Origin of the sequence: Armatimonas sp. (assembly GCF_031410135.1) — a bacterium.
Lineage (GTDB): Bacteria > Armatimonadota > Armatimonadia > Armatimonadales > Armatimonadaceae > Armatimonas.
Genome location: NZ_JANNYP010000749.1, coordinates 1 through 6422 on the forward strand (window position 1 = coordinate 1; position 6422 = coordinate 6422).

Sequence of the window (6422 nt, forward strand, 5' to 3'; positions counted from 1 at the left end):
CTATAACGAGCTCCTGGCGCAGATCCCCGATGCGCTGGAGTCTTGGGCAACGCAGGAGACGAGGCAGACCACCTCGCCACGGATCTCCCCCTAGTGTTCGAACTCTGGTTTACTCCCCGATCCAACTACACGATCCAGCCGCACAAGTGGACGTATCGTCTGTCGCTGGCACACATCGAGAGCTGGCGTGATCTGGCCTGGGTGGTACAGACGGCCCAAGTGCGAGGCGGCTATGCCCAAGAGTACAGTGGGATTGAGCACGCCAAACAAGTGGGTCAGATGCGTTTCTGGCGCTGGCAGTGGCCCAGCACGGGGAAGAAAAGAGGAAAACTGCGCCAGTGGCACTTTCCCGAAGCGGATTACCTAGCAACTCTAGCCGCTCTGCTTCGGGTGAAAGGACGGGAACCCGAGGCGGAGCTTGTCGCCCAGCTCTTGCAAACGCCCCTGCCCGAGGTGACTCTCTTGCCCCTTCCTGATCCCTATGAAATCTCAAACTACAGCTACAACCAGGAGTTCACCGACGAAATACGCCAGAGCATGCGCCTGATTCTTGACCAGCGAGACTTTGCGCTTGCCAACCAGCGTGCGGAGCGACGCGAGGGGTTCACGGTCGCCGATGGGAGCCACTTGTCCTATCCCGAGAGTGGTAAAATTCTCCTGACACTGCACTGCGGGCGAAGCGTTGAAGTCGCGGAGGAGCTGTATCGCGACGTGCTTGAGCGCGTCCAGAAAGAGGTAGCCACGTGACGACTCCCTCCGCTAAAGCAGAGAGCTTCTGAAATAATGTCTAGGACACCATCACAAAAAACACAATACTCTAACTTCAGGCTTCTTGCAGAACGCTCGGCGCATCCGCTCACGTTAACCTGCAAAGGCACCGTCCGTGCCCCAAGCACAACTTTTAAGTTGCGCCTACACTACAAGACGCGAAGATTTTACCTGGCAAACGAGACGTCACACTCAAATGTAGTTCCTTGCCAGAACCCCTAGGAATCTTCTGTAAACAAGGTGTGACGGCTGAATACTCCGGCAAAAGTAAGAACCCGGAAAGCCCAAAAAAAATAAAAAAGAAAGTTGAGGGGGCAAGGATTTTGCAAGAGCATTTTCCAAGCGGATGCCGATTCCCCTGTCGCCTAAAGACGACAGTCCCCTCGGTCGTTTAACTATGGACTGCGAATCTCTGAAAAAGCGGCTTGAAGAAGCGGGCTGCTCTGAGTCAAACTATAGCATCGGATGCCGCAATGACGACACGTTCGCTCTGGACAAGTTCGACGGAGAGTGGTGGGTTTTCTACACCGAGCGCGGCATCGTCAATGATCCCGAGTTTCGCTCCGAGAGTGAAGAGGCGGCCTGCGAGTATCTCTGGGAGAAGATGCAGCACATCCGCCACGATCACTTGGTGGGGATGTTTTCCGATATCAATGAGGCGCAGGAGTTGGTTGATTGGCTGGAGCGCCAAGGGCTTGCCTACCACTACAATCCTATTCCAGAGCCTGTGTTACATCCCACCATGCACCGTATCTTTGTGCATGACAAGGCAATCTTTGAGGTTCGAAAATTCTTTCCCAATCTCCCGATCCGGCGCTGGAAAGAGCAGAAATGATCCCGAAAGAGTGGCTACAGAGCCAAATGAGCGCTCCCGAAATCACAGCACTAGGCACCCCACGACGGCGAGTCACACGTCGGATGCGGCCTTTTCTTGAGTCACTCCAGAGCTTCAAGGCGAAGCTCAAGCCCGGCGACGAGCTCTGGTACTTTGACAGCCCCTCGGAGTGCTGGCAGAACCTGGGTGGCTGTCGCGGCATGGCGATCGTCCGTGATGGTGACATCGTGGATACCTATGTCCTCATGGAGAACTGACACTCTCATGGGACACAACATCAGCGGCCTGCTTCTCAAAGGCCCCTACGAGCCGCTTCGAGCAACGCAGCTGGGGATGCCTTCGGTGACGCTTCCTTTTGACCTGACGCTCTTCTTCTGCGAGTGGCGTCTCGCGGAGTACTGGAGCCTGCTCCTAGAGATTCCCGGCGAGCTCCCGATCCCGGACTCGGTCGCACCTCCCTACCCCCGTGACCGTGTGCTCGCGACGCTGATGCAGACCATCACGCAGCAGCCCGAGCCGCGCTTTGCCATCATCGCGACGGACTACTTCGGGGGAATCGGCAGCCAGGCGGCCTATGTCTTTCAGGGCGAGCAGCGGATCACGCCAGAGGGCGAGAGCAGTATAAACGCTGCACTGGCCCGGCTGGGTGTGGTGAGTAAATCTCGGCTGGATGCCTTCGACACGATTGGCTTAGATAAAATCCGTTCGATGCGAGAGTTCCCCGAAGTCCCCGATCCCGACGAGCCGCGTCCCACTACCTATCCCCACACCATCCCCGGCGTCCTGCCTCGCCTTGGCTTTGACGGCTTCTTCTGGCTTGCCGCCAACATCCCTGAGTTGTCGCTCCAGCGCCTTCTGAGTGAGCTTCCTGAGCACATGGCCGTGACGTTCTACGATCCCGCATTCTCCTCGCCCACCGATCCTGGCGCGTTTGTCACAGTCTGGCAGGACGAGTCGAGAGCGTTCTGGCTCAAGCGTGCCAACCACGGCTGGCACACCAACCCGGAGATAGTTTCCGAAGCAACCTTGGCCGAGCTTCTCGTACAGAGCGCACCCCACCATGCCCCACTCAATGCCACAGCGGCGACGCTACAAGTTCGTCTGCATCCCTGACATCTGATAAAGTAAGTTGTGGACTATTTTTCCTGGGGAATTGGACTCACCAAGCTTGTCTTAGTGCTTGCGAGCGTTGCCTCGGTAGCAATGATTATCGAGCGACTCTGGACACTGCGCAGTGAAGGACGTGACGGCGAAGCTCGTGCACGACGTGCTTTTGTAGAGGGCAAGAAGCGCAATAATGGACGCCTTCAAGACTCTGTCGGGCGTGCTGTAACTCTAGAAACCTTGGAGCTTCAGAAAAACCTGCCCTATCTCGCGACGATCGCCTCAACCGCTCCCTATATCGGGCTTTTTGGGACAGTACTGGGGATTCTGGATGCCTTTGGAAAGATCGCACGGGCAGGGGGCGAGATGAACCCAGCCGTGATCTCCGGGAGCATCTCGGAGGCGCTGATCACCACCGCCATTGGCCTTGGTGTCGCCGTACCCGCTGCCATCGCCTATAACTTACTGCTGGCGCGCGTCAATGCGCTGAGCCTGCGGATCGAGAACCGCGCTATGGAAGCAGCGGATAAAGCGGTAGCCAACCAAGAGGAGCCATCGTGAACGTCGGAGGGCCATCAGGCCGAGGACGCTACGCCGCGCCGCCGCTTGCGGAGATTAATATCGTCCCGCTGGTAGATGTCGTGCTGGTCGTGTTGATTATCTTCATGGTCACCATGAGCTTTAAGAAACCTCAGAAGCCCGAGAGCAAGAGCGAGCCGGTCTTCTCTCTGCCCATTACTCTGCCAGCGGCAAGCGCCTCGAAGGCGGGAACCTCCCAGAGCTCGACTCTGGCATGTGGGGTGGACAAAAATGGACAGCGCTTTGTCGGCAACCAGCCCGTTACCACCGAGGTGCTCCTGCTCAAGATCCGCGACGCTGCCAAAGACCCAAAAGCCGCTGTGCGCATAGACGCCGACCGAGATGCCCCGTTCCAGCGTGTCGTCGAGCTTGTCGAAGCCTGCCAGATCGAAGGAATCCGAAATGTCCAGCTCCACACGTCCAATCCGCACTAGCGCTGCTCTGGCTCTCTCCCTTGGCCTACATGCGCTACTTGTGGGGGTCGGCTTCCTGTCTGGCCCAGGCTCGCCTACCCAACCCAAGAGTGCGGAGGCGAGGAGCATCCAGGCACAGAAAAAGCTCGTCCAGCTCACCGAGATCGCCAACCAGCTGGAGGCGCTCAAGAAGCAGCCCTCGCAAGAGACGCCGCCACCGGCCTCGATTGCCCAGGCGCACCAAGTGATAGAAAAAGCACTCTCCGATAGTGTCGCTGCCCGCAACGCACTGGAAGCATTAGAGCAGAGTGTCGGGAAGCCGGAGCAGGCCAGCAAAGCCTTCGCAGAGCTGAAAGAGCGCACCGAGCAGGCCCAAAAATCCCAGGCCGAGGCATTTCAGCTGCTAGATCAGCAGCTCCAAGCCGCCGCGCAAAAGCCAGAGGCCGTCGCGCTTCGGGCGGCACTCGCCAAGCAGCTCGCGGCCCAGCTCGCCACGAAGCGCGCCGAGGAGCAGCAGAAGCGCCTGCCGCCACAAACCGACAAAGCGGGTCTCGAAAAGGCACTCGCTGAGGCAAAAGCGGCGCACGACGAAGCCATTAAAGCCCTCGGAGAAGCCAAGCAAGAGCAAGAGCGCGTCCAAAAATACGAGCGCCTCGCCGACAAAGAAAAGCCCGACGGCAGTGGTTCAACCGAGAATAAAATCCTGCCGCCCCTCGCCGAAGAGAAAGCTACCGATGCGGCGGTTCGCCAGCAAAACGCGCTGGAGGCACAGAAAAACGCCGTCGCCGAACTTGAGAAAGCCGAGCGGGCAGAGAAGCTCGGTGATAAGGCAAAGGCCGATGCGGCAAAGAGCGCCGCAAAAGCCGCCCGTGAGCAAGCCAAAGCCGCCCAGGCCGAAGCGGAGCGGGCTATCGCCGCCGCACAAGAGGCTCTCCAAAAAGAGGGTGCGACGATCACGGGACAAGACGCGGCGCAAAAAAACGGGCTGGACAGTGCCGCAGCCGCACAAAAACGAGCCTCGGAGGCACAGCGAGCGGCAGCAAACGGTGACCTAGCGGCGCAGAAAAAGGCCCTCGCGGCGCAACAAGTGGCACTCGCCCAGCAGAGCCAGCTTGCCAAAGCCATGCGCGGCTCGTCGGGGGAGAAGCCGGACCCGAATCACAAACATGGCCCGGAGTGTTTTGCCCCCGGAGGCACCTGAGTGCCCGGCGCAACAGGCCACTCCGGCGGAGGCGGCAAATCAGGCAGTAAAGACAAAGGCACGATGCAGGAGGCCCTACAGTCAGCACAAAATGCCTCGGCAAAGATAGACGAGCTGGCAAAGTCTCTCGGGCTTCCGGTGGCAGAGAGCCCCCAAGGCGGAGCTAGTGGAGAACCGGATCTCGACAAGCTCGCCGCACGGGCACAGCGCTTACTGGATCAAGCACAACAGCGACCTGGAAGCCAGGCGGCAGCGTTTCTGGCGGCGGCGCAGCAGAGCAGTGAGCGTGCGGGGGATCTGACGGGGTTCATGGGGACATCCGGGAAACGCGATGGTGGCATTGTCCGGAGGCGCGGCCCCGGCGAGCCACGGGGAGGTTTCGAGACGGCTGCTCCGGCCCTCAGTAGTGGCTTTGAGAAAAATGCCGTGGCAGGTCGCTCTCTGACCACGCAAACCGGGCCGGGCGTCGGTGGGGCGGAGTGGATGTTTGTGGATAGCTGGTACGTCCTTGGCCCCTTTCCCAACCCGAACCGCCAGAACATAGACACGGCGTTTGGCCCCGAGAAGCTCCTAGACCTAGACGCGACCTATTCTGGCAAAGACGGCAAGACGATCTCCTGGATCTTTCATCAGGCGCAGTCCGCCGAGGTTCGTCCGCCCGTCTCTCAAGAATACGCGGTCTACTACTTCTATACCGAGCTGAGCTTCGAGGAGGCGGGAGACCACTGGATAGCCATCGGCAGCGACGATAAATCCCATCTCTGGCTCAACGGTCAGACGGTCTGGATCAGCTCGCCCAATCTCAAGGGCTGGCAAGCGGGTGAGGGCCTGCGCCGGGTGCACTTTGAGAAAGGCAAGAACCGCATGCTACTAAGAGTCGAAAACGGCTGGCTTGGTGTCGGAGCCTCGCTGGTCATCCGCGTGCGTTAAACCGCCCGTTTACAGCTCGAACAAGCTCATCTGCTGCTTGGCATCTTCGGCGGCTTTGCGTTTTGCGCCAACAAGGGGCTTGGGACAGAGCTTCTCGAAGTCCTCCCCGATGGCAGCCTCTAAGCGACTGGCGAACTTGTAGAGCTTGGTCTGGTAGTACTCGATGTCTTCGTCGTTGTTGTAGTGCTCGGCGGAGACCAAGGCTTTATCGCCCTCACGCTGGTAGATAATCGCATAGTCCCCCACCGTCAGGCCCGCCATCGCCTCGGCGTTGCGTTTTTTGGCATCGCTGGTGAAAGTTTTATCGGTGACGCGCTCCCGGCGGGAGATCTGCTCAATGCCCAGTGTGCGGTTCTCAATCGCCTCTAAAAGCTCTTTGTAGCGCGTCGAGAGCCCGGCTCTATCATCGGCGAGGAGAAAGTCCACGGCTTCGTAGAGGAACTTCTTGCCGAACTTCTCATCGGCGCGGGAGCGCAGGCTGGAGCCCTTGAAGGTCTTCTTGCCTTCATAGCTCACTAAGACATAGTTCTTGGCCTTGAGCGAGAGCATCACCTCGTAGCGGCCATCAAAGGCGAGCCGAATTCCCTCAGGG

General features: G+C 58.9%; 8 protein-coding genes and 1 pseudogene. 8 read left to right on the top strand and 1 reads right to left on the bottom strand.

Translation table 11 applies throughout. The features are described 5' to 3' along the window. Positions 1 to 93 precede the first annotated feature (93 nt). The 8 genes from RMO15_RS27425 to RMO15_RS27460 all read left to right on the top strand — a co-directional run bounded on the left by RMO15_RS27425 (position 94) and on the right by RMO15_RS27460 (position 5830). Positions 94 to 747, top strand: a complete 654-nt coding sequence (locus RMO15_RS27425; RefSeq protein WP_309720392.1) for a hypothetical protein — start codon at positions 94 to 96, stop codon at positions 745 to 747. 418 nt (positions 748 to 1165) lie between these two features. Beyond that, positions 1166 to 1603, top strand: a complete 438-nt coding sequence (locus RMO15_RS27430; RefSeq protein WP_309720395.1) for a hypothetical protein — start codon at positions 1166 to 1168, stop codon at positions 1601 to 1603. Positions 1604 to 1629: 26 nt separating this feature from the next. Beyond that, positions 1630 to 1860 (top strand): hypothetical protein, encoded by a 231-nt coding sequence (locus tag RMO15_RS27435; RefSeq protein ID WP_309720398.1) that lies wholly within the window; start codon positions 1630 to 1632, stop codon positions 1858 to 1860. A gap of 7 nt (positions 1861 to 1867) precedes the next feature. Continuing rightward, positions 1868 to 2716 carry a hypothetical protein gene (locus RMO15_RS27440; RefSeq protein WP_309720401.1) on the top strand — a complete coding sequence of 283 codons (849 nt, stop codon included), beginning with the start codon at positions 1868 to 1870 and terminating at the stop codon, positions 2714 to 2716. Between the two features lie 18 nt (positions 2717 to 2734). Then, the gene (locus RMO15_RS27445) at positions 2735 to 3268 is read left to right on the top strand and encodes a MotA/TolQ/ExbB proton channel family protein (RefSeq protein WP_309720404.1); all 534 of its coding nucleotides are present in this window, start codon (positions 2735 to 2737) and stop codon (positions 3266 to 3268) included. Next, positions 3265 to 3720 (top strand): biopolymer transporter ExbD, encoded by a 456-nt coding sequence (locus RMO15_RS27450; RefSeq protein ID WP_309720407.1) that lies wholly within the window; start codon positions 3265 to 3267, stop codon positions 3718 to 3720. Before RMO15_RS27445 ends, RMO15_RS27450 begins: the two co-directional genes overlap by 4 nt. After that, on the top strand, positions 3689 to 4900 hold the full coding sequence (locus RMO15_RS27455) for a hypothetical protein (protein ID WP_309720410.1): 1212 nt from the start codon (positions 3689 to 3691) through the stop codon (positions 4898 to 4900). Before RMO15_RS27450 ends, RMO15_RS27455 begins: the two co-directional genes overlap by 32 nt. Next, positions 4901 to 5830 (top strand): hypothetical protein, encoded by a 930-nt coding sequence (locus RMO15_RS27460; RefSeq protein WP_309720413.1) that lies wholly within the window; start codon positions 4901 to 4903, stop codon positions 5828 to 5830. Between the two features lie 9 nt (positions 5831 to 5839). On the opposite strand, the pseudogene RMO15_RS27465 reads toward RMO15_RS27460, so the two are convergent. Further along, positions 5840 to 6422, bottom strand: a pseudogene (locus RMO15_RS27465) (hypothetical protein); the annotation flags it as partial.